This window comes from Geodermatophilus sabuli, assembly GCF_010686765.1.
GTDB classification, from domain to species: domain Bacteria; phylum Actinomycetota; class Actinomycetes; order Mycobacteriales; family Geodermatophilaceae; genus Geodermatophilus; species Geodermatophilus sabuli_A.
The window spans coordinates 21,041-40,291 of the sequence record NZ_JAAGWF010000020.1 but is presented as its reverse complement, the minus strand read 5'-3'; the positions used below and the strand labels follow the sequence as shown (position 1 = coordinate 40,291).

19 protein-coding genes, 1 tRNA gene and 1 pseudogene are annotated in these 19,251 nt (G+C 74.4%); 8 read left to right on the top strand and 13 right to left on the bottom strand.

Annotated elements, in window-relative coordinates:
* Positions 1-26 precede the first annotated feature (26 nt).
* From GCU56_RS17860 to GCU56_RS17850, 3 genes are all read left to right on the top strand, one after another.
* Positions 27-887, top strand: coding sequence for a hypothetical protein (locus tag GCU56_RS17860; RefSeq protein ID WP_163483100.1), 861 nt, complete (start codon positions 27-29; stop codon positions 885-887).
* Positions 888-1,412: 525 nt separating this feature from the next.
* Positions 1,413-1,485, top strand: a tRNA-Lys gene (locus GCU56_RS17855).
* A 127-nt stretch (positions 1,486-1,612) separates the two neighbouring features.
* Complete coding sequence (locus tag GCU56_RS17850; protein ID WP_163483099.1) at positions 1,613-1,993, top strand: hypothetical protein; 381 nt, start codon at positions 1,613-1,615, stop codon at positions 1,991-1,993.
* A gap of 9 nt (positions 1,994-2,002) precedes the next feature.
* Here GCU56_RS17850 and GCU56_RS17845 read toward each other — a convergent pair whose 3' ends face one another.
* Both GCU56_RS17845 and GCU56_RS17840 read right to left on the bottom strand, forming a co-directional pair.
* Positions 2,003-2,680, bottom strand: coding sequence for a response regulator transcription factor (locus GCU56_RS17845; RefSeq protein WP_163483098.1), 678 nt, complete (start codon positions 2,678-2,680; stop codon positions 2,003-2,005).
* Positions 2,681-2,865: 185 nt separating this feature from the next.
* Entirely contained in the window at positions 2,866-3,228 is a 363-nt protein-coding gene (locus GCU56_RS17840; protein WP_163483097.1) for an ArsR/SmtB family transcription factor, read from the bottom strand.
* 79 nt (positions 3,229-3,307) lie between these two features.
* Here GCU56_RS17840 and GCU56_RS25880 point away from each other — a divergent pair.
* Positions 3,308-3,481: pseudogene (locus GCU56_RS25880) on the top strand (FAD-dependent oxidoreductase); the annotation flags it as partial.
* Between the two features lie 1,241 nt (positions 3,482-4,722).
* Here GCU56_RS25880 and GCU56_RS17830 read toward each other — a convergent pair.
* The 4 genes from GCU56_RS17830 to GCU56_RS17815 form a co-directional block, all read right to left on the bottom strand.
* Entirely contained in the window at positions 4,723-5,139 is a 417-nt protein-coding gene (locus tag GCU56_RS17830) for an arsenate reductase ArsC (protein WP_163483095.1), read from the bottom strand.
* Positions 5,136-6,260, bottom strand: a complete 1,125-nt coding sequence (gene arsB, locus GCU56_RS17825; protein WP_345771916.1) for an ACR3 family arsenite efflux transporter — start codon at positions 6,258-6,260, stop codon at positions 5,136-5,138. The genes GCU56_RS17830 and arsB overlap by 4 nt, the downstream gene beginning before the upstream one ends.
* Positions 6,257-6,631 carry an ArsR/SmtB family transcription factor gene (locus GCU56_RS17820; protein ID WP_163483094.1) on the bottom strand — a complete coding sequence of 125 codons (375 nt, stop codon included), beginning with the start codon at positions 6,629-6,631 and terminating at the stop codon, positions 6,257-6,259. The genes arsB and GCU56_RS17820 overlap by 4 nt, the downstream gene beginning before the upstream one ends.
* Positions 6,632-6,810: 179 nt before the next feature.
* Positions 6,811-7,251 carry a heavy metal-responsive transcriptional regulator gene (locus tag GCU56_RS17815; RefSeq protein ID WP_204332357.1) on the bottom strand — a complete coding sequence of 147 codons (441 nt, stop codon included), beginning with the start codon at positions 7,249-7,251 and terminating at the stop codon, positions 6,811-6,813.
* A gap of 352 nt (positions 7,252-7,603) precedes the next feature.
* Here GCU56_RS17815 and GCU56_RS17810 point away from each other — a divergent pair, with 352 nt between their 5' ends.
* Positions 7,604-8,224, top strand: coding sequence for a hypothetical protein (locus GCU56_RS17810; RefSeq protein ID WP_163483093.1), 621 nt, complete (start codon positions 7,604-7,606; stop codon positions 8,222-8,224).
* A 55-nt stretch (positions 8,225-8,279) separates the two neighbouring features.
* Here the strand turns inward: GCU56_RS17810 and phaZ are convergent, their stop codons facing one another.
* From phaZ to GCU56_RS17785, 5 genes are all read right to left on the bottom strand, one after another.
* Positions 8,280-9,071, bottom strand: coding sequence for a poly(3-hydroxyalkanoate) depolymerase (phaZ, locus tag GCU56_RS17805; RefSeq protein ID WP_345771931.1), 792 nt, complete (start codon positions 9,069-9,071; stop codon positions 8,280-8,282).
* Positions 9,072-9,120: 49 nt separating this feature from the next.
* Positions 9,121-10,842, bottom strand: coding sequence for a PHA/PHB synthase family protein (locus tag GCU56_RS17800; RefSeq protein WP_204332356.1), 1,722 nt, complete (start codon positions 10,840-10,842; stop codon positions 9,121-9,123).
* Positions 10,843-10,953: 111 nt separating this feature from the next.
* Positions 10,954-12,051 carry a lysylphosphatidylglycerol synthase transmembrane domain-containing protein gene (locus GCU56_RS17795; protein ID WP_163483091.1) on the bottom strand — a complete coding sequence of 366 codons (1,098 nt, stop codon included), beginning with the start codon at positions 12,049-12,051 and terminating at the stop codon, positions 10,954-10,956.
* Positions 12,048-12,575 carry a hypothetical protein gene (locus GCU56_RS17790; RefSeq protein WP_163483090.1) on the bottom strand — a complete coding sequence of 176 codons (528 nt, stop codon included), beginning with the start codon at positions 12,573-12,575 and terminating at the stop codon, positions 12,048-12,050. The genes GCU56_RS17795 and GCU56_RS17790 overlap by 4 nt, the downstream gene beginning before the upstream one ends.
* 68 nt (positions 12,576-12,643) lie before the next feature.
* A complete protein-coding gene (locus GCU56_RS17785; protein ID WP_345771915.1) occupies positions 12,644-14,209 on the bottom strand; it encodes a phosphatase PAP2 family protein in 1,566 nt (521 codons plus the stop codon).
* Between the two features lie 267 nt (positions 14,210-14,476).
* Between GCU56_RS17785 and GCU56_RS17780 the strand changes: the two genes are divergently transcribed.
* Both GCU56_RS17780 and GCU56_RS17775 read left to right on the top strand, forming a co-directional pair.
* Positions 14,477-15,382 carry an ABC transporter substrate-binding protein gene (locus tag GCU56_RS17780; protein WP_163483088.1) on the top strand — a complete coding sequence of 302 codons (906 nt, stop codon included), beginning with the start codon at positions 14,477-14,479 and terminating at the stop codon, positions 15,380-15,382.
* Between the two features lie 85 nt (positions 15,383-15,467).
* Positions 15,468-16,175, top strand: coding sequence for a hemerythrin domain-containing protein (locus GCU56_RS17775; RefSeq protein ID WP_163483087.1), 708 nt, complete (start codon positions 15,468-15,470; stop codon positions 16,173-16,175).
* Between the two features lie 50 nt (positions 16,176-16,225).
* On the opposite strand, the gene GCU56_RS17770 is transcribed toward GCU56_RS17775, so the two are convergent.
* A complete protein-coding gene (locus tag GCU56_RS17770; protein WP_163483086.1) occupies positions 16,226-17,269 on the bottom strand; it encodes a YihY/virulence factor BrkB family protein in 1,044 nt (347 codons plus the stop codon).
* Positions 17,270-17,380: 111 nt separating this feature from the next.
* Complete coding sequence (locus GCU56_RS17765) at positions 17,381-18,862, bottom strand: MFS transporter (RefSeq protein ID WP_163483085.1); 1,482 nt, start codon at positions 18,860-18,862, stop codon at positions 17,381-17,383.
* A gap of 194 nt (positions 18,863-19,056) precedes the next feature.
* On the opposite strand from GCU56_RS17765, the gene GCU56_RS23510 reads away from it, so the two are divergent.
* Positions 19,057-19,230 (top strand): hypothetical protein, encoded by a 174-nt coding sequence (locus GCU56_RS23510; protein ID WP_204332355.1) that lies wholly within the window; start codon positions 19,057-19,059, stop codon positions 19,228-19,230.
* Positions 19,231-19,251 lie beyond the last annotated feature (21 nt).

Here is a 19,251-nt window from a genome sequence, read left to right as displayed (position 1 = left end):
CGCCCGCAGCCCTACGCTGCGGCGGCATGAGGCGTAGGGCGGCCCTGGCGGCGGCGGTCGTCCTGCTCTGCACGGCGTGCTCCGGGGACCCGGCGCCCGCGCCGGCCCGGGCTGCCGCACCCACGACCGCCGGGCCGACCGTGCCGGCGGTGCCCGGCATCGACGCCGAGGTGGTGCGGTTGCGCACCGACGTCGCCGTCGGCGGACAGGTGCACGTCCGGGTGACCGACACCGGCGACCAGCCGTTCACCATCACCGCGCTCGCGCTCGACTCGCCGGGCTTCGAGCCGCTGCCCGCGGCTCCGATGACGGCGGCGTTCGCGCCGCGCCGGGTGATCGAGCTGCCGGTGCGCTACGGGGAGCCGCGGTGCACGGCGGAGCCGGCCCCCGTCGCCGCGCGCCTCACCGTGCTCCGCCCGGACGGAGCCGCCCAGGAGGTGCGCGTGCCCCTCTCCGGGGACGACCTCGACGTCGTCCACCGCGAGGAGTGCGCGGTCGCCGGGGTGCTGTCCGAGGCCGCCATCTCCCTGATGGGGCTGACGCTCGAGGGCGACGAGGTCCGTGGCGCCGTCGTCCTGACCCGGCGCGGGAGCGGCGACCGCCCGATCGTCGTCACTGACGCCCGCGGCTCGGTGGTCCTCGACGTCAGCGCCGACGGTCTCCCGCTCGAGTTGGGTGAGGGGGACGTCGAGGCATCGGTCGCGGTGGCGTTCACGCCCGCGACCTGCGCGCCGCACGTGCTGGCCGAGACGAAGCAGCCGTTCGTCTTCCCGCTGCTGGTCGCCGTCGGGGACCGCGAGGGCGTCCCGGTGCCGCTCCCGGTCGAACCGGCGCAGGTCGACCTCTTCTGGGCCCTGGTCGCGCAGGTCTGCGAGCAGCCGGCCTGACCGGCGTGAGGTCCGGCCCGGCCGCCCTGGGGGGATCAGGACGACCGGGCCGGGTCTGGGGGTCCGGTGCGCGTCTCACGTCGGTGTGGCGCTCTCGGACAGATGTGACGCTACGTAGCCGCTGGCCCGTCCAGACATCCCCTGACCGGGTGATGCCGGGTGATGAAGAACACCGACGGTGATGATCGAGGTTCGACGTGCCGCGATGGGGCAGGACTGCGCGGTGTTCTTCCTCTTCTCGAGCCGGCTCGGCTGCCTGGGCTCGCTCGTCGTCTCCGCCGTCCTCACCCTGCTCGTGCTGCTGCTCCTCGACGTGCTCTGAGCAGGACGTGCGGGCACGGGGGACTCGGCGCTGCGGCCACGGAGAGCCGCCCGGGTCACCGCCGGCAGCCGAGATCGCTGACGTCGACGGCCAGGATCCGCAGCCGTAGTCTCCGCGGTGGCGGATCCGTCGGCCCGGTCGACCTCGGTGGGCTCCCACCGAGAGGAGATCTGCGGACGAACCGCGAGAACGACGGATCCCTCGGGCCTCTAGCTCAACTGGCAGAGCAGCGGACTTTTAATCCGCGGGTTGTGGGTTCGATCCCCACGGGGCCCACCCTCGCGGCGGCACGGCCTGCTCGGAACTGATCCGGCCACATGGCGACGCTCCCCATCCGCGGGGGAGCTGCTTTGGTGGTTCTGCTCGGACGGGATGCGGCGTGGCGGCTCTAGCGTCGTCCGGCATGGAGATCTCCGTCGAGGCCCGCGCGATCCTCGAAGCCGTGCGGGCCGAGGCGCAGCCTGCATCCATGTTCGCCCTGATCCAGCGGCTGAACCCAGCGGTCAGCGAGATGGGGAGCGCGCTCGAGACGTGGCGCCAGCGGCAGATCCACCTCCTGGGCTCCTTCTCCGAGCTCCACGAGGCCGGCTACCTCGAGTCGTTGCCCCGGGACGCCGACCAGCACAGTGAGACGTTCATGCTCTCGGTCCGCGGGCGCGGGCTGCTCGACGAACTGCCCGCTGCGCCTCCGATCCACCGGGCCTCCGCGCTGGAGACCCGTGCGGCGGGACGACTGCGCGTCCGGTTGCTGCGGCGGGCGGCGGCGACGGTCCGATCCCGGTAGGGCGGTCGGTCAGTCGCCGGCAGGGACCAGCAGGCCGAGCTGCTGTGCCTTGACGACGGCCTCGAGCTGGGAGCGGACCCCGAGCTTGGCGTGCAGGGACTTCACGTAGCCCCGCGCGGTCTCCAGCGTGATGCCCAGGACGCGGGCGATGGCCTTGACCTGCATGCCGCGGCCCAGGCAGTCGAGGACCTCCTGCTCGCGGCGGGTCAGCTGCGGCGGCGCGCCCCGGTCGGGTGAGGCGGCGGGAGCGCAGGTGGGACCCCCGGTGAAGGTGGAGGGGGCCACGAGCATCTGCCCGGACTGCACCCGGGTCAGCACGTCGATCATCTCGGCGAGCGAGCCGTCCTTGGGGATGTACGCCGAGGCGCCGGCCTGGGCGGCCCGGACGACCCAGTCGGGGTCCCGGTGGGCGGTGACCACGGCCACGACGGCGTCGGGGGCGACCTGCAGGACGCGGCGGGTCGCCGCCAGGCCGTCCTGGCGGGGCATCTCGATGTCCATCACGACGACGTCGGGCTGCAGGTCCTGGGCCATGGCGACCGCCTGGGCGGCCGAGTGCGCCACGCCGACCGCGTCCATCCCGGCCGACTGCAGCGCTCCGGAGAGCAGCTCGGCGAACGTCCGGTGGTCGTCGACGACCAGCACGCGCAGGGTGCGGACGGTGCGGTCGAGGTGGGCGAGCGTCAAGGGGTCCCCCGTGTGGTCGGGCTCCGAGCCATGGACCGGCGGGTGCGCCCGCCGGTGACGAGGACCCTGCCGACTCCACCGCACGACCACCGCGGCGCTTCCGCAAGAAGCGCGCAAGGCCGCCGGCGACACCGGGACGGGTCGATCGGGCGCGGCCGCGTCGGCCGGCCGGACGCCGGACCGCCTCAGGGAGCGCAGCAGGCGTCGGCGCCCTCGGGGGTGAGCGCGGCCAGGGTGGCCAGCAGCCGGACCGGTCCGGCGAGCGCCTCGCAGCACAGGGCGTAGACGTTGCTGCGCCCCTCGGGGGTGACGGTGACCAGCCCCTGCTCGCGCAGCGGCGCGAGGTGGTGGCTCACCAGCGTCTGCCCCATCCCGCTGAGCTCGGTCAGCTCGCGCACCGACCGCGGGGAGTCCGCCAGCAGCAGCAGCAGGTGCAGCCGGTTGGGGTCCCCGAGCGCCTTGAGTCGGGGTGCGAGCAGGCCGGCACGGTCGACAGCCGAGAGCAGGGATCCGCGGTCGAGGAGCCGCACGTCGAGGTCCTGTCGCATGCAAGCCAGTCTGACATGCCGCGGTTGATGACAACAGCATCGACTGTTACGTTGACCAGGCATAGACACCTGTCGAAATATGGTGGAGGTGACCGGCATGGCGGACGTGCCGACGTCGGAGCTCCCGGTCGCGGTCATCGGCGCCGGGCCTGTGGGCCTGGCCGCCGCGGCGCACCTGCTGGAACGCGGGCTGGAGTCGCTCGTGCTGGAGGCCGGCGGGGAGGTGGGTGCCACCGTCCGGGCCTGGGGGCACGTGCGGCTGTTCTCCCCGTGGGCCTACGACGTCGACGCGGCGGCCCGGCGCCTGCTCGTGGCGCACGGCTGGACGCCGCCCGACCCGGACGCGCTGCCCACCGGGGCCGAACTGGTGGATGCCTACCTCGCCCCGCTGGCGGCCACCCCGGAGCTGGCCTCACGCATCCGCACCGGCACCCGGGTGCTCGCCGTGAGCCGCAGCGGCGTGGACAAGACCCGTACGGTCGGCCGCGCCGGCCGGCCCTACGTCGTCCGCACCGTCGCCGACGGCGGGGTCGCCGACGTGCCGGTCCGTGCGGTGCTCGACGCCTCGGGCACGTGGGGCCACCGCAACCCGCTGGGAGCCGCCGGGCTCCCTGCCGTCGGGGAGGACCGGGCCGGCGCCTGGTTGACCGGGCCGCTGCCGGACGTCCTCGGCACCGACCGGGAGCGGTTCGCCGGGCGGCACACGCTCGTCGTCGGCATGGGCCACTCGGCGGCGACCACGCTGCTGGCCCTCGTCCGGTTGCGGGAGCAGGAGCCGGGCACGCGGGTCACCTGGGCGATCCGCGGCCGCTCGCCGGCCCGCCTCTACGGCGGCGGGGACGCCGACGGCCTGCCGGCCCGCGGGCTGCTGGGCTGGACGCTCCGGGACGCCGTCGCCGTCGGCGCCGTCGACCTCGTCCGCGAGTTCACCGTCGCCTCTCTGGCGACGCCGGACGGCGGGGCCGGTCGGCTGACCGTGACCGGCGCGGGCCGGGACGGCGCCGTGGTGCGCCTCGAGGTCGACGCCGTCGTGCCGGCGACCGGCTTCCGCCCCGACCTCGACCTGCTCCGCGAGGTCCGTCTCGACCTCGACCCCGCCGTCGAGGCGCCGGCGCGCCTGGCCCCGCTGATCGACCCGAACGCGCACTCCTGCGGCACCGTCCCGCCGCACGGCGCGGCGCTGCTGGCGCACCCCGACGAGCACCTCTACGTGGTCGGGGTGAAGTCCTACGGCCGCGCGCCCACGTTCCTGCTGGCCACCGGCTACGAGCAGGTGCGCTCGATCGCGGCCGCGCTGGCCGGCGATGTGGCGGCCGCGGAGCGCGTCGAGCTGGCGCTGCCCGCGACCGGGGTCTGCTCGACCGACCTCGGGGCGCGTGACGCCGCCGAGGTCGCGGGCGTGGGGTTCGCGACGGGATCGGCGCACGGCTGGTCGGCCGAGGGGCAACCGGCCACCACCGGCTGAGCCGCCGCGGCTCCGGGCGAGCGGGCCGCTCAGACCGGTGCGGTCCCCAGGTCGGCGAGCAGGCCGCGGATGCGGCTCTCGATCTCGTCGCGGATCGGCCGCACCGACTCCACGCCCTTGCCCGCCGGGTCCTCGAGGGCCCAGTCCAGGTAGCGCTTCCCCGGGAAGACCGGGCACGCGTCGCCACAGCCCATGGTGATGACGACGTCGGAGGCCTCGACCGCACCGGTGGTGAGCACCTCGGGGCGCTGGTCGGCGATGTCGATGCCGACCTCGGCCATCGCCTCGACCGCGGCCGGGTTGAGCTGCTCGGCGGGCACCGACCCGGCGGAGCGGACGACGACGGCGTCCCCGGCGAGGTGACGCAGCCAGCCGGCGGCCATCTGCGACCGGCCGGCGTTGTGCACGCAGACGAACAGCACGCTGGGCCGGGTGGGCTGGGTCATCGGGCGCTCCGGACGGCGTCGGGGACGGTGCGGTCGCCGGGGAACCAGCGCCGGGCCGCCCAGAGGGAGACGTAGACGAGACCGACGAGGACGGGGACCTCGATGAGCGGCCCGACGACGCCGGCGAGGGCCTGGCCGCTGGTGACGCCGAAGGTGCCGATCGCCACGGCGATGGCCAGCTCGAAGTTGTTGCCCGCCGCGGTGAAGGCCAGCGTCGCGGTCTTGGCGTAGCCGAGGCCCAGGCGCATCCCGAGCAGGAAGCTGCCGCCGAACATCAGGGAGAAGTAGGCCAGCAGCGGCATCGCGATGCGCGCGACGTCCCAGGGGTTCGAGGTGATCGCATCGCCCTGCAGTGCGAACAGCATGACGATGGTGAACAGCAGCCCGTACAGCGCGATGGGGCCGATCCGGGGGAGCACGCGGCTCTCGTAGTGCTCGCGGCCACGGGCGCGCTCACCGATCGTGCGGGTGAGGAAGCCGGCGAGCAGCGGGATGCCGAGGAAGACCAGTACCGAGACCACGATCGCCCAGACGCTGAACTCCGCCGACGTGGTCGACAGGCCCAGCCAGCCCGGGAGGACCTGGAGGTAGAACCAGCCGAGCGCGGCGAAGGCGAGGATCTGGAAGACCGAGTTGAGGGCGACGAGGACGGCGGCGGCTTCGCGGTCGCCGCAGGACAGGTCGTTCCAGATCAGCACCATGGCGATGCAGCGGGCGAGGCCGACGATGATCAGGCCGGTGCGGTACTCGGGCAGGTCGGGCAGGAGCAGCCAGGCCAGCGCGAACATCAGCGCCGGGCCGACCAGCCAGTTGAGCACCAGGCTGGCGCCCAGCAGCTTGCGGTCGCCGGTGACCCGGTCGAGCTCGGTGTACCGGACCTTGGCCAGCACCGGGTACATCATCAGCAGCAGCCCGATCGCGATCGGCAGGCTGACGTCGCCGACCTCGACGGCGTCGAGGGCGTCGTCGAGGCCGGGGACGAGGCGGCCGAGCAGCAGGCCGGCGGCCATGGCGGCGATGATCCACACCGGCAGGAACCGGTCGAGGGTGGACAGTCGCTGCAGCACCGGGGCGTCGAGGCCGGTGCCGGGACGGGCGGTCTCGCCGACGGTGTCGCTCACCGGCCGGCGCCCACGAGGGCGGGCGAGGCGAACAGGGTGGCCACGGCAGCCAGGGCCTGGGGGCGCACGGCGTACCAGACCCAGACGCCGCGCTTCTCCCGGTCCAGCACTCCTGCCGAGTGCAGCACCTTCAGGTGGTGGCTGACCGTGGCCTGGGTGAGGTCGAAGGCCTCGTTGAGGTCGCACACGCACGCCTCGCCCCGCTCGGCCGAGGCGATCAGGCTCACCAGCCGCAGCCGCACCGGGTCGGCCAGCGCCTTGAGCAGGGGGGCGACCCGCTCCGCCTGCTCCGCGCTCATCGCGGTACCGGTCAGCGGTGGGCAGCAGGGCGTGCCGGCACCGCCGGTCTGCCGTGCGTCGTCGACGTCCATGAGCCGACAGTCTAGTGATGTCCATCGATGTGATCGGCATCGATGGGTGAAGACCGGATGAACCACCGGCGACAGCGACCGGGCCCGGGCCCGGTGGTGCGGTACGTCGGAGCAGGACGATCAGCAGCAGTCGCAGCTGCAGGCCTCGGCGCAGTCGCAGTCGCAGTCGCAGTCGACGGTCAGGACGAGCATGTCGGATCACCTCCCTCCACCGGCGGGCACCAGGTGCCGGGGCTCGGCGGCGGGCAGTCGGCCGCCGGTAGCGCGTCGGCCATCGCGACCATCTCGGCCCGGAGCGCCTGCAGGCGCGCCAGCTCGACGTCCAGTTCGGCCAGGCGGCGGCGCAGGACCGCCTCGGCCGGCTCGCAGGGGCATCGGCCGGTGTCGCGGATGGCGAGCAGGTCACGGATGTCGGTCAGCCGCAGGCCGAGTCGCTGTGCGCCCTGGATGAAGTGCAGCCGGTCCAGCGCGCCCGCGTCGTAGCTGCGGTACCCCGACGGTGTCCGCTCCGGTGGCGGGAGGAGCCCGGCACGCTCGTAGTAGCGCACCGTGTCCGAGGCCACGCCGGCCGCCTCGGCGAGCTCGGAGACCCGCATGCCGCGGGCGGGAGCGGCTGTCATGGCCGGACGGTAGACCTTGGACCCCACTCCCAGGTCAAGTGCGGCGGACACCGCGACACGCGGGCGTCGCGCGGCGGCTCCCGGCGTGACCGACCCGGCTCCGGGCGCTCCCACGCTCGGCGGAGCGTGGCGCGGTCGACATGTGTGCGCTCCGGACGACGGGTCACCCGTGCCCGTCCGGTGCTCCTGCAACGATCCGGGAACGCGGCCGCCGGGAGCCGTTCCCGGAGGCGCCCGGACGACGCGCCGCTGCCTACCGTTCTGCCATCACGCCGATCCGGGAGCCGGGTCCGCGTGCCGGCCGCCGCACTTCCCCAGCGACGGCCCTGTTCTCGCAGATGGTGGTGGCAGCATGAGTGGTCTCTCCAGCGGTGAGGTCGTCGTCGGCGGCGTGGCCGGTCAGGGTTGGTGGCTGGTGGCGGCGGAGGAGGGCGACCCCGGCCGGGTGGTCGCCGGGCCGTTCGCGCAGCGGGCCGAGGCCTCGTGGGCCGCCGGCGCGTACGTCGACGGCGCGGTGCCGGTCGCGCCGGTCTACGGCACCGGCACGGCCGAGGGCGTCCTCCGTCGTCGGCCGTCCCCGCAGGACTGGGCCTGGCTGGCCCACCTGGGCGGGCAGCTCGACCGGCTGCCCGAGGACTGGGACGTGGACCTCTCCGACGACGACCCGCTGGCCACGCTCGTCGTCGAGGTGACCGCCGCGCTGGCCGAGGCGGGGTTGCCGCTGCACGACTCCACCGGCGAGGACGGCGGCCTCGGCGGCGCCTGCCTGACCCCCGAGCCCGCGCTGGACGGCATCGTGGTCACCTGGCGCCAGCACGACCGGATGAGCGTCGACCAGGTGCACGGCACCGCCGCCGACGTCCTGGTGCAGCAGGTGATGAACCGGGCGCTGGCCGACGTCCTCACGCTGCGGGGCTTCGGGGTCGAGGCCTTCGGGGGTGCGACGGGGCACGTCGTCCGCTGGGCCGCCTGACCCCACGCCGGTCCCGTCCCGGGGGCGCCGGCCGAGCGGCGCGGTCGGCCGGGGCTCAGTCGAGGAAGCGCTCGATCACCGGCGCCAGCTCGTGCGCCTCGGTGACCAGGGCCAGGTGCCCGCCGGCGTAGAGGTGCAGCTGCGCGTCGGGGATCAGCCGGGCCATGATCCGGGCGTTGACCACCGGGACGATCGGGTCGTCGTCCCCCGCGACCACGAGCGTGGGCTGCCGGATCAGCCGCAGGAACGGCAGGCTGCTCCAGCCGGTCGAGGCCGCCAGCTGGTAGTAGTAGCCGCGCCGCGGGCCCAGCCGGCTGGCCGAGTGCAGCACCCGGGCCGCCATGGCGGGGTCCGAGCGGACCGTGCCGCCGTACAGCGTCCCGGCGACCTCGCGCGCGTACTCGGGGTCGCGGTGCCGCCGGGGGGTGAGCATCCGGGCCAGCACCCGCGGGTGGGCGGGCACCATCAGCGAGCCGGTGCCGGTGGCGGCCAGCACGAGCCGGCGGCACCGCCGGCGGTGCTGGACGGCGAAGTGCTGGGCCAGCGCGCCACCCCAGGACAGCCCCAGGACGTCGACCGGCTCGTCGTGGCCGAGCTGGCTGAGCATCCCGGCCACGACCGGGGTCAGCGTGGCGAGCACGTAGGGCACCACCGGACGGGGCGACCCACCCACCCCCGGGACGTCGAACCGGATGACGGTGCGCCGCCGGTCCAGGGCGTCGACGAAGGGCTGGAGCACCTCCAGGCTCGCCCCGATGCCGTTCATCAGCAGCAGCGGCGGGACGTCGTCCTCACCGCGGCGGACCGCCACCCGCAGCGTCCGGCCCGAGACGGTGACCGTGCGGATCGTCTCGCCAGGGTGCGCCCAGGTCGCACCCTGGCGGAGCCGCCGCGGCCTACTTGTCGAAGACATACGTGCCCGGCGCATCGGCCAGGGGCGGCAGCTCCGCGGACCCCAGCGACGTCGGGGCCGGCACGTCCTCGCCGGTGCGCTCGGCGAGCCAGGACGTGAAGTCCGGCCACCACGAACCCTTCTCCTTCTCCGCCGCGGCCAGCCACTGCTCCGCGTCCGCCGGCGTCTCCGCGGCCACCTGGAAGGACGCCTTGGGGTTGGTCGGCGGGTTGACCAGCGAGGCGATGTGGCCGGCGGTGGAGAGGACGAACCGGCTGCGCCCACCCAGCAGCTGCGTCGTCCGGTAGCAGGACTGCCAGGGGCAGATGTGGTCGGCGATGCCGGCGGTGACGTAGGCGTCGACCTCCACCTTGGACAGGTCGACGGGGGAGCCGAGCATGGTCGCCGCGCCCGGCTTGGCCAGCTTGTTGCCGATGGCGACGTCGATGAAGTCCCGGTGCAGGGCGGCGCTCATCCGGGTGGTGTCGGCGTTCCAGAAGAGGATGTCGAACGCCGGTGGCGGCTTGCCCTGCAGGTAGTTGTTGACCCAGTAGTTCCACACCAGGTCGTTGGGGCGCAGCCACGCGAAGACCTCGGCCAGCGACGCGCCGTCGAGGTAGCCCTTCTTCCGCGACTTGTCCGTCGCCTCCTTGACCGCCTCCTCGTCCATGAGCGCGCCGATCGTCCCGGCCTTGGACCAGTCGAGGACGGCGACGGCGTAGCTCGAGGCGGCCACGCGGTGCTGGGCGCCGATGGCGGCGAGGTGGCCCAGCACCATCGCCAGGATGATCCCGCCGGAACAGAAACCCTGGAGGGCCACCCGGTCGCTGCCGGTGATCGTCTCCGCGGCGTCCATCGCGTCGAGGACGGCCTGCCCGTAGGCGTCCAGGCCCCAGTCGGCGTGCCGCGCGTCGGGGTTCCGCCACGAGATCATGAAGACTTGCTGGCCCGAGGCGACGTAGTGCTCGACGATGCTGCGGCCGGGGGCGAGGTCGGTGATGTAGTACTTGTTGATCGTCGGCGGGACGACCACCAGCGGCACGCTGCGCACCGTCTCGGTGGTGGGCCGGTACTGGATCAGCTCGAACACCGGCGTCCGCAGCACCACCGCACCCGGGGTGACGGCGAGGTCCTCGCCGACGGTGAACGCGTCGGGCTCCACCATCGTGGGCACCCGGGGGGCCGAGAGCACGTCCGACACGAACCGCCGGGCGCCGCTGACCGCGTTGCGCCCGCCGGTGTCGATGATCGCCTTCCACAGCAGCGGGTTCAGCGGCGTGTTGCTCGGCGCCAGGGCGTCGACGACGTTGGTCAGGGTGAACCGGATGCGCTCGTCGTCGTGCCAGTCCAGGTCGGCGTCGTCGACCAGGCCGGCCGCCGCCCGGGCCGCGGCGATGTGCGCCTGCATCGCCCGCCGCATCAGCCAGTTGCCCGACCAGGCCGGATCGGCGAAGCGCTTGTCCTTCGGGGACGGCGCGATCTCCGAGCGGCCGGCGACGACCCGGCCGAGGTCCTTGGCCAGCTCGCTGGCGTGGTGGACCACGGTCTCGGGACGGCGGGCGAGCGCCTTGCCCAGGCTCAGGACGGTGCGGGCCGGCGGGATCATCCGGCGCAGCGGACCGCGGGCGCCGTCCACGAGGAGCATGTCCAGCCCCATGACGGCGTCGCCGGCCTCCTGGGCGGCCTCGTCGGAGCTGTTCGTACGGGCTCTCGCGGCGTCGGTCATGCCGGGCTCCTCGGTGCTGTGGCTCGCGGTGGGACCGCAGCCACTCAACCACGACGTCGGGGCCTGCGCCCGCCCAGGCCGCCCCTCCGGGTGACACCACCCGCGCGGCCCTCAGGCCGACTCCGGGACCAGCGCCGTCCGGGGTGCGGTGTTCGGCGGCCGCCGCCACGACCGGTTGCGCCGCCAGAACACGTAGGTCCCCAGGCCGAGCGGTATGGGCAGGACGTACGTCAGCGCCCGGTACACCAGGACGGCGGCGGCGACCAGCGGCCGGTCGCCGCCGGCGGCGGCCAGGCCGGTGATCATCGCCAGTTCGACGACACCCAGCCCGCCGGGGGTGAACGGCACCGCGGTGAGCAGCCGGGCGAAGGCGAACACCGCCAGCGCCTCCACCACGCTCACCTGTGCGTCGTCCACCCCGACGATGCGCAGGGCGACCAGCAGCACGACGAACAGCGACAGGTGGCTGACCAGCGTCCCCAGCGTGATCCAGTGCCAGCGGGCCCGGAGCAGCAGCGCCGTCCGGTCGCGGAACTTCGTCGTGGCCTGGTCCCAGCCGGTCACCGGTGGCCGGCCGAACGGCCGCAGCAGCGCGGACGCCGCCCGCCCGGCGCCCCTGCCGATCCGGGCCGCGCCCGCGGGGCTGTGCAGCAGCAGACCCAGCAGGACGACGACGGCGACCAGCCCGCCCAGGCCCGCCGCGCCGGCCACCACCCGCCCGGTGCTCGGGGTGGACCCGAACGCCAGCAGGCTCAGCGCCAGCACGGGCAGGGCGAGCTTGGCGAAGTTGTTCCAGAGCCCGGCCACCAGCAGCGACACCGAGGTGCGGGAGCGGGAGAAGCCCCAGGAGGAGTTCAGTCCGTACGTGAGGCCCAGCGCGATGGCCGCCCCGCCCAGGACGGTGTTGGACACCGCGGTGGTGGTCAGCGTGCTCACGGTGGCCTGTCGCAGGGTCAGCCCGGGCATGGTCGCGACCAGGACGAACTGGTACGTCGCGAGGTTCCAGACGGTGACGGCCAGCAGCAGGGCGATCTCGGCGCCGCTCATCGCCCGGACCGCTCCCCACACCTCGGACAGGCTGGTGAACTGGGGGAGGAACCAGCCCAGGACGGCGGCCGCCAGGACCAGGGAGAGGACCGGCGTGACCAGCCGTCGCCACCGCGGGCGGGCCGCCTTCGCCGGGACGGCGGGCGGGGCCTCGGCGCTCATCGCGGGGCCGCGGCGTCCGCGGGCGGGTCCAGCTCGAGCCGCCCGTGGCTCTCCTCGCGGACCTGCTCGGCCAGCTCCTCCCGGGGCAGTGTGCCGATCCCCTGGGTGGCCAGCGCCAGCGGTTCGCCGCGGGCGTCGCCGGAGAGGGTGAACACCACGGTGATGCAGCCTCCGTCGAACAGGTAGAACCGCCGGCCGAGGTACTGCGGCGTCACCTGGGTCACCCGCTCCAGGCGGCGCATGCCGTCGCGGTCGCTGGGGATCTCGGTGGCGCCCTCGGTGTCGCACCGCGCGGTCAGCCGCACCTCGATGGCGTGCACCCCGTCGCGGTCGGAGTCGAGCCAGAACCGGGCCTCGTCACGGCGGGCGTCCAGCCCCGAGAAGTGCCAGCCGAGCGGGAGCCCACGCACGCACGGCACCCAGCTCGCCGTCGGCACCGACTGGGCCATGAGGACGACGCCGTTGGCGGCGCTGCCCTCGTCGCCGATCGAGCAGGCCGGTGGCTGGCCGGTCGTCGCGCTCACGGACGTCGCACAGCCCGTCAGCAGCAGGGACAGCGACGCGATCGGGACTGTGGCCCGCCGGAGCGCGCTCACAGCGGCGACCCCAGCAGGTCGACGAGGACGACCGCCGCCAGCAGGAGGCCCAGCAGTGCCACCAGCGACAACCCTGCCCGGCGCCAGCTCCACCGCTGGATCCGCACCGGCGGCAGCCGGTAGGGCAGCAGTCGGAGGAAGTCACCGTGCAGGTCGCGGGCGTCGGCGCGCAGGCACCGCCGCAGCTGGGAGGGCATGGTCAGCCCGCGGGTGGCGGCGAAGGCCTCGGCCAGTTCCTCGTCGGAGAAGCGCAGCCGGGCCCGGGCGAGCACCCGCTCGGCGTCGGTGCGCAGCGCGAGGACCAGCATCATGTTGGCCAGGTCCACGGCCTGCCGCCACGGGCTGGGCCGCAACTCCGCGAAGGCGGAGTCGATGAGGTACAGGGTGCCTCCGCGGACCATCACGTTGGCCGGCTTGATGTCGCGGTGGGCGGCGCCGATGTCCCACATCCGGCGCACCACCGCGAGCCCCTGGTCGATGACCCCGTCGTCGATCTCCGCGTCGCCGATCTCCTGGGCGCCGCGGAGGAACTCGGCCACGAGGAGGTACTCGCGCTCCGGGGTGATCTCGACGATGCCGAGCGGCTGCGGCACCGGGAGGCCGGCGTCGGTGAACACCCGCAGGACGTAGTCCTCGTACTGCACGAGCCGGCGCACGCTGTGGAACGGCTTCTCGTCCTCCATCCGGCCGTAGAGCAGGGTGCGGCCCAGCTTGAACCAGCGGTCGGAGCGCACGTGGGTGGCGGCGTAGAGCTTGCCGAAGACGTAGCTGTCCCCGTCGGCGCCCGGCCCGTCCGCGCCGTCGCGGGGTCCGGCGTCGGACTTGACGGCGATCCGCAGGGGCGTCGAGCCGCCCGACCCGGCCAGGCCGAACGGTGCGACGTCGGTGGCCAGCAGGCCGAGCTGGTCCTGCAGCGCGCGGACGATGGCCGCGCCCCGGGCGCCGGAGACGTCGAGGTGGGCGGGGCTGCCCCGGCGGTACCGCACCGGGTGGACGTCGTTGGGAGTGAGCAGCCGGAACGCGGCGAGGGGGAGCGCGACGCCGAGCACCACGCCGGCGAGGACGTCGGTGGGGTGGTCCTGGGCGAGGTACAGGCGCGAGAGGGCGGTGAGCGTCAGCAGGCCGGCCACCACCGCCTTGCCGATGGTGCGCGGCCGGCCGGCCGGCACCAGCGCGTACACCGTGCTGACCAGGAAGGCGGCGAGCACCGTCACCGGCAGCGACGGCATCGAGTAGCCGCTCCAGTCGCCCAGGACCTCCACCCCGTAGGGCCGTGGCCGCTGCAGGGTCCGGGTGAGGAGCACGCCGGCGTTGACCACGAGCAGCCCGACGCCGACCCAGACGAACAGGTGGTGCCAACGGCGGAAGACCACGAGCACCGCCAGGTTGGCCAGCCACAGCACGTGGATGGCGCGCCCACCCGCCAGGACCCCGGTGACCTCGGCGACGTCGGTCAGCACGGGGGAGCGCAGCTCCGCGAAGGCCCGGAGCACGCTCGTGTCGACGGCGTCCACCAGCGCGAGGCTGTCGGTGACCACGACCAGGACCCAGGCGAGGAACACGCCGGCGGACAGTCCCAGCCACCACCGGCCGGAGGCGTTGAGGTGGCGGGGGAGGGGTGGGGGCTCACCGGAGGGACGGCGGCGCCGGTGGACGCGCCGGATCGGCGGGAGGCCGGGCCGCCGGAGGGGACCCGTCTCCGGGGGGGCGTGCGGGAGCGCCGCCATGGCGCCCGATGCTGCACCTCCAGCGGCGCCGGGTCCATCGAAATCGTCGCCGTCGGCCATTAGCGTGGTCCGCGCACAGCCCCCGCCGGGAGGAGTGCCCCGATGTGGCGTCGCCGGGCCCTCCTCGCCCTGGTGGTCCTGATCGGTCTCGTGCTGCCCGGGTGCGGCTCGGCCGGACCGCCCGCGGCACCCGCGGCGGAGGGGACGGTCCGGGTCGCCTCGTACGACTTCCCGGAGAACCAGATCCTGGCCGAGGTCTACGCCGAGGCGATCCGGAGGGCCGGCCTGCCGGTGTCCGTGGACCACGGCATCGGCACCCGCGAGGTGGTCCTGCCGGCGCTGGAGCAGGGGGTGGTCGACGTGGTCGTCGACTACCTGGGCACGGCCCTGGAGTTCGTCGAGCCCGGTGGTCCGGCGGTGCAGCGGGAGCCCGGGCACCTGCGCGCCGCGCTCGCCCGTGTGCTGGCCCAGCGGGGGGCCACCGTGCTGGCCGCCGCGTCGGCCGAGGACCAGAACGGGTTCGCCGTCCGCGGCGCGTTCGCCGAGCAGAACGGCGTCCGCCGGCTCTCCGACCTGGCCGCGCTCGCCCCCGGGCTGGTCTTCGGCGGTCCGCCGGAGTGCGCGGAGCGGCGCTTCTGCCTGCCCGGCCTGCGGGCCGTGTACGGCCTGGAGTTCGCGGAGGTGCGGTCCATGCCGTCGCGCGCCGCGACGGTGGAGGCGCTGCGGTCGGGCGAGATCGACGTCGGGTTGCTGGAGACGACCGACCCCCGGCTGGGCGACGCCCGGTTGATCCTGCTGCAGGACGACCGGGCGCTGCAGCCGCACGAGAACGTGGTCCCGGTCGTGCGCACCCGGGTGCTGGACCAGGCCGGCTCGGAGCTGCGGACGGCGCTGGACGCGGTGAGCGCCCGGCTGACCACCGCCGACCTCGTGCGGCTCAACCGCGCCGTGGCCCTGGACGGGCGGACCCCGGCGGAGGCCGCGGCCCTGTGGTGGGCCGGCCGCTGACCCGCCCCGCCGCCGTGGTGCATGAGGACGCTGCCGGACGGGCAGGACGGCGGTCCGTACCGCGCAACGCAGGAGGTGGCCCGTCGTGGCCCGATCGATCGCCGACCAGTCCGAGGAGGAGCTCGGGGGACCGGGCAGCGTCCTGACCCGTCAGCGCCGTGACCACATCGAGCTCGATCGGCTGCTGCGGGAGCTGCAGGGCAGCAGCGGCGCGGCGCAGGAGGAGGTGCTCACCCGCATCGACCGGCTGGTCTTCAGCCACGCGTTCGCGGAGGAGACCGTGCTCTGGCCGGTGCTGCGCCGGGTGCTGCCCGACGGCGACGCGCTGACGCTCCGGGTGGAGGAGGAGCACCAGGAGGTCAACGAGCTGGTCAGCGCGCTCGAGGCCGACGGGCCCGACGACCCGCGCCGCGCGCAGCGGCTGGCCCGGCTGGTCGCGGTGCTGAGGGAGGACGTCCGCGACGAGGAGGACGTGCTCTTCCCGCGGCTGCAGGAGAAGCTCGACCCGCACGAGCTGCGCCGCCTGGGCCGGCAGTGGCAGCTGGCCCGGCGGGTCTCCCCGACCCGGGCGCACCCCACGGTCTCCCGCCGTCCGCCGGGCAACGCGCTCTCGGGTCTGCCGCTGTCGGTCATCGACCGCACCCGCGACGTCCTCGACGCCGCCGTCCGCCGCGGCCCGGAGCGGCTGGCACCGGCCGGGCGGGCGGTCAGCCAGAGCCTGGCCGGGCTGGCCGGCCTGGTGGAGCGGGTGCCGTTGTCGCGCCGGGGGGACCGGCCGCCGACGTCCCGGTGAACCGCCGAGGGCCGGCTCCGCGGGTGCGGAGCCGGCCCTCGGGCCCTCCTTCAGTTGGTGTTGCGCGGCTTCGGGTCGGCGCGGGCGTCGAGCTGGATCTCCTTGTGCGCCTCCGGCACGCCCTCCTCGAGCTCCTTGGTCCGCTCCATCTCGGCGTCGAGCTCGATGCCGAACAGCAGCGCGACGTTGATCAGCCAGAACCAGATCAGGAAGATCACCACGCCGGCCAGCGCGCCGTAGGTCTTGTTGTAGCTGCCGAAGTTGGCGACGTAGAAGGCGAACGCGGCCGAGGCGACGACGGCCACCAGGATGGCGACCCCGGCGCCGGGGCTGACCCACTTGAAGCCCCGCAGCTTGACGTTCGGCGTCGAGTAGTAGAGGACGGCGATCATCAGCGCGAGGAGGACGAGCATGACCGGCCACTTGGCCACGTTCCAGACCGTCAGGACGGTGTCGCCCAGCCCGATGGCCGACCCGATGGCCTCGACGACCGGGCCGCTGAGCACCAGCATCGCCACGATCAGCGCGGCGAACAGGATGCCGACCAGGGTGACCAGCAGCTGCAGCGGCTTGAGCTTCCAGATCTTGCGACCCTCGGGCGTCTCGTAGACGACGTTGGCGGCGCGGGTGAAGGCGCCGACGTAGCCCGACGCCGACCAGACCGCGCCGGCGATACCGAGGATCAGCCCGAGTCCGGCCGTCCCGGTGTTGCCGGCGATCTGCTGGATCACCGGGTTCAGCGTCTCGGCGGCCTGGGCGGGGACGACGGCCGTCAGTGCCTCGGTGAGCTGCTGCGGGTCGGTCAGCAGGCCGACGATCGACAGCAGCGCGATCAGCGCCGGGAACAGCGCGAGGACGCCGTAGTAGGTCAGCGCCGCTGCCCAGTCCGTGAGGTTGTCCTCGCTGAACTCCTTGAGCGTGCGCTTGAGCGTGCCCACCGTGGTGGGCTTCGTGTCCGTCCCCCGGGGGGCGTTGTCGAAGCGGGTGGAGTTGACCTTGTCGTCCTGCGGTGCGGGGTCTCCGGTCGAGTTTCCGGAGAACCGGGTGTCCTTCGCGGCGCTGGATGCGCTGCGGGAGCCGGTGGTTCGGGCCATCGGGTCGTCCTCCGGGATGGGAGCGGGCGTCAGTCCCGACCCCGGTGCCCCGGACGGTGCGGTTCCATGCCGCTGCCCGGTGTGTCGACACCGCCTCGTGATCTCGGTCGGTCAGCGGGGACCGCTGACCGGGGACCGCCCACCAGCCGTCGTCGGACCCGCGGTCCCGGCCCCCGACGGGCCGGCGGCACGGCGGCCGGTCAGCACGCCGGCGAGCGCGAGACCGGCGACCACGGTGGCCGCCGCCACCCCGACCAGGCACACCGCGGTGACCGACGAGGCGGTCGGGAAGCCGGTGGCGGGGTCCGTGCCGTGCACGAGGACCGCCACGGTCAGGGCACTGCCGACGGCGGAGCCGAACGAGCGGGTGATGGAGTTGACCGCGTTCGCCACGCCGGTCTCCTCGGGGCGCACCGCCTGGACCACCAGGGCGGGCAGCGCGGCGAAGGCGATGGTGATCCAGAGCTGGGTGAGCACGCCGGCGACCACCACCAGCCACGGTTCACCGCGGGACACCGCCAGCAGCGCGAAGCCGAGCAGTCCGCTCACCCCACCGGCCAGCAGGGTGGGCAGGGCTCCGGCCCGCGTCACGACCCGGCCGGCGACGGGCGCGAGCACGGTCCCGACGACGCCTCCCGGGAGCAGGTAGACGACCGCCGCCTCGAGCACGGTGGCCCCGAACCCGTACCCGGCCAGCGCCGGCGGCGCCTGCACCACCTGCAGCACGATCAGGAAGGACACGAACACGCCCATGCCGGTCATCAGGCCGGCGACGTTGGGCAGCAGCATCCGCGGGTCGGTCAGCATCGTCGGCCGCACCAGCGGCTCGGCCAGCCGCCGCTGGAGCAGCACCCAGCCGGGGAGGACGACCGCCGCCGCGGCCAGGCAGCCGAGGGTGCCCGGGGAGGTCCAGCCCCAGGCGTTGCCCTGGGAGACCGGCAGCAGCAGGAGCACCAGGCCGGCGGCCAGCACCCCGGCACCGGCCCAGTCCACCCGGCCCGACGCCGTCGGGGCCCGCCGCGGCAGCACCCACGCCGCCGCGCCGAGGTAGGCGACCAGGACGCCGAGGATGATCCAGAACGGCTGCCGGTAGTCGCCGTCGCCGCGGGCGAAGACCCCGGCCGCCACCAGTCCGACCACCCCACCGACGGCCAGCATGCTGCTCACGACGGACATCGCCACGCCCAGCCGGGCGGCGGGCAGCTCGCGGCGCAGCACGCTGATCGACAGCGGGAACAGGCTGAACGACAGCCCCTGCAGGACCCGGGCGAGCAGCAGCAGGGGCAGCGACTCGGTCACCAGGGCCAGCAGCGTGCCGATCGCGACGACGGTCGTGACGCCGAGCACCACGGGACGCTCGCCGCGGGTGTCACCCAGGCGCCCGAGCACCGGTGTGGAGACGGCCGCGGCCAGCAGGTTGGCCGTCAGCACCCAGCCGGCGGCGCTGACCGAGACGTCGAGCTGCGCGCTGATCTGCGGCAGCACCGGGACCACCACGCTCTGCAGGAGGGAGAGCGTCGTCGTCCCCAGCGCGAGCGTCGCGACGAGGGGGGCCGGCCGGGCACCGGTCTCCCGGACGTCGGCAGCGGGCACCCGCCGATCAGAACACGCCCCGGGGAGGAGCGGAGCCACACTCCCGCCTGGCGTGCTCTTCGTCACAGACGGTCAGATCAAGACTGCGTAACGACGATTGGAGTCGGGCCGGCCGGGGAAGTCATCCTCCGACGACGCGCCGCGGGGGGCCGCCCCCGACGGTGAGGACGCTGAGCACGCAGGGGGACTGACAGATGGTGCTGTGGCCGGCCGTGACCCTGATCGGGTTCCTGGTGCTGACCGCACTGGTGATCGTGATGGGCACCTCGACGACGGCGCGCTACGAGCGCGAGCAGCGGGCCGCCACCGCGGCCCGGCGTCCGGCCCAGGCCGCGGCCGAGCCGGTCGGCGCAGCACGAGCCGCCTGAGAGAGGCCCCGCTGCCCTCCT

What these genes read in the sequence shown, in the direction of transcription:
- GCU56_RS17810 (WP_163483093.1), top strand. Translation starts at nt 7,604, where the DNA reads ATGAGTGGTCTCTCCAGCGGTGAGGTCGTCGTCGGCGGCGTGGCCGGT.
- GCU56_RS17780 (WP_163483088.1), top strand. Translation starts at nt 14,477, where the DNA reads ATGTGGCGTCGCCGGGCCCTCCTCGCCCTGGTGGTCCTGATCGGTCTC.
- GCU56_RS17860 (WP_163483100.1), top strand. Translation starts at nt 27, where the DNA reads ATGAGGCGTAGGGCGGCCCTGGCGGCGGCGGTCGTCCTGCTCTGCACG.
- GCU56_RS17815 (WP_204332357.1), bottom strand. Translation starts at nt 7,251, where the DNA reads ATGACAGCCGCTCCCGCCCGCGGCATGCGGGTCTCCGAGCTCGCCGAG.
- GCU56_RS23510 (WP_204332355.1), top strand. Translation starts at nt 19,057, where the DNA reads ATGGTGCTGTGGCCGGCCGTGACCCTGATCGGGTTCCTGGTGCTGACC.
- GCU56_RS17800 (WP_204332356.1), bottom strand. Translation starts at nt 10,842, where the DNA reads ATGACCGACGCCGCGAGAGCCCGTACGAACAGCTCCGACGAGGCCGCC.
- GCU56_RS17770 (WP_163483086.1), bottom strand. Translation starts at nt 17,269, where the DNA reads ATGGCCCGAACCACCGGCTCCCGCAGCGCATCCAGCGCCGCGAAGGAC.
- GCU56_RS17840 (WP_163483097.1), bottom strand. Translation starts at nt 3,228, where the DNA reads ATGCGACAGGACCTCGACGTGCGGCTCCTCGACCGCGGATCCCTGCTC.
- GCU56_RS17830 (WP_163483095.1), bottom strand. Translation starts at nt 5,139, where the DNA reads ATGACCCAGCCCACCCGGCCCAGCGTGCTGTTCGTCTGCGTGCACAAC.
- GCU56_RS17795 (WP_163483091.1), bottom strand. Translation starts at nt 12,051, where the DNA reads ATGAGCGCCGAGGCCCCGCCCGCCGTCCCGGCGAAGGCGGCCCGCCCG.
- GCU56_RS17850 (WP_163483099.1), top strand. Translation starts at nt 1,613, where the DNA reads ATGGAGATCTCCGTCGAGGCCCGCGCGATCCTCGAAGCCGTGCGGGCC.
- GCU56_RS17820 (WP_163483094.1), bottom strand. Translation starts at nt 6,631, where the DNA reads ATGGACGTCGACGACGCACGGCAGACCGGCGGTGCCGGCACGCCCTGC.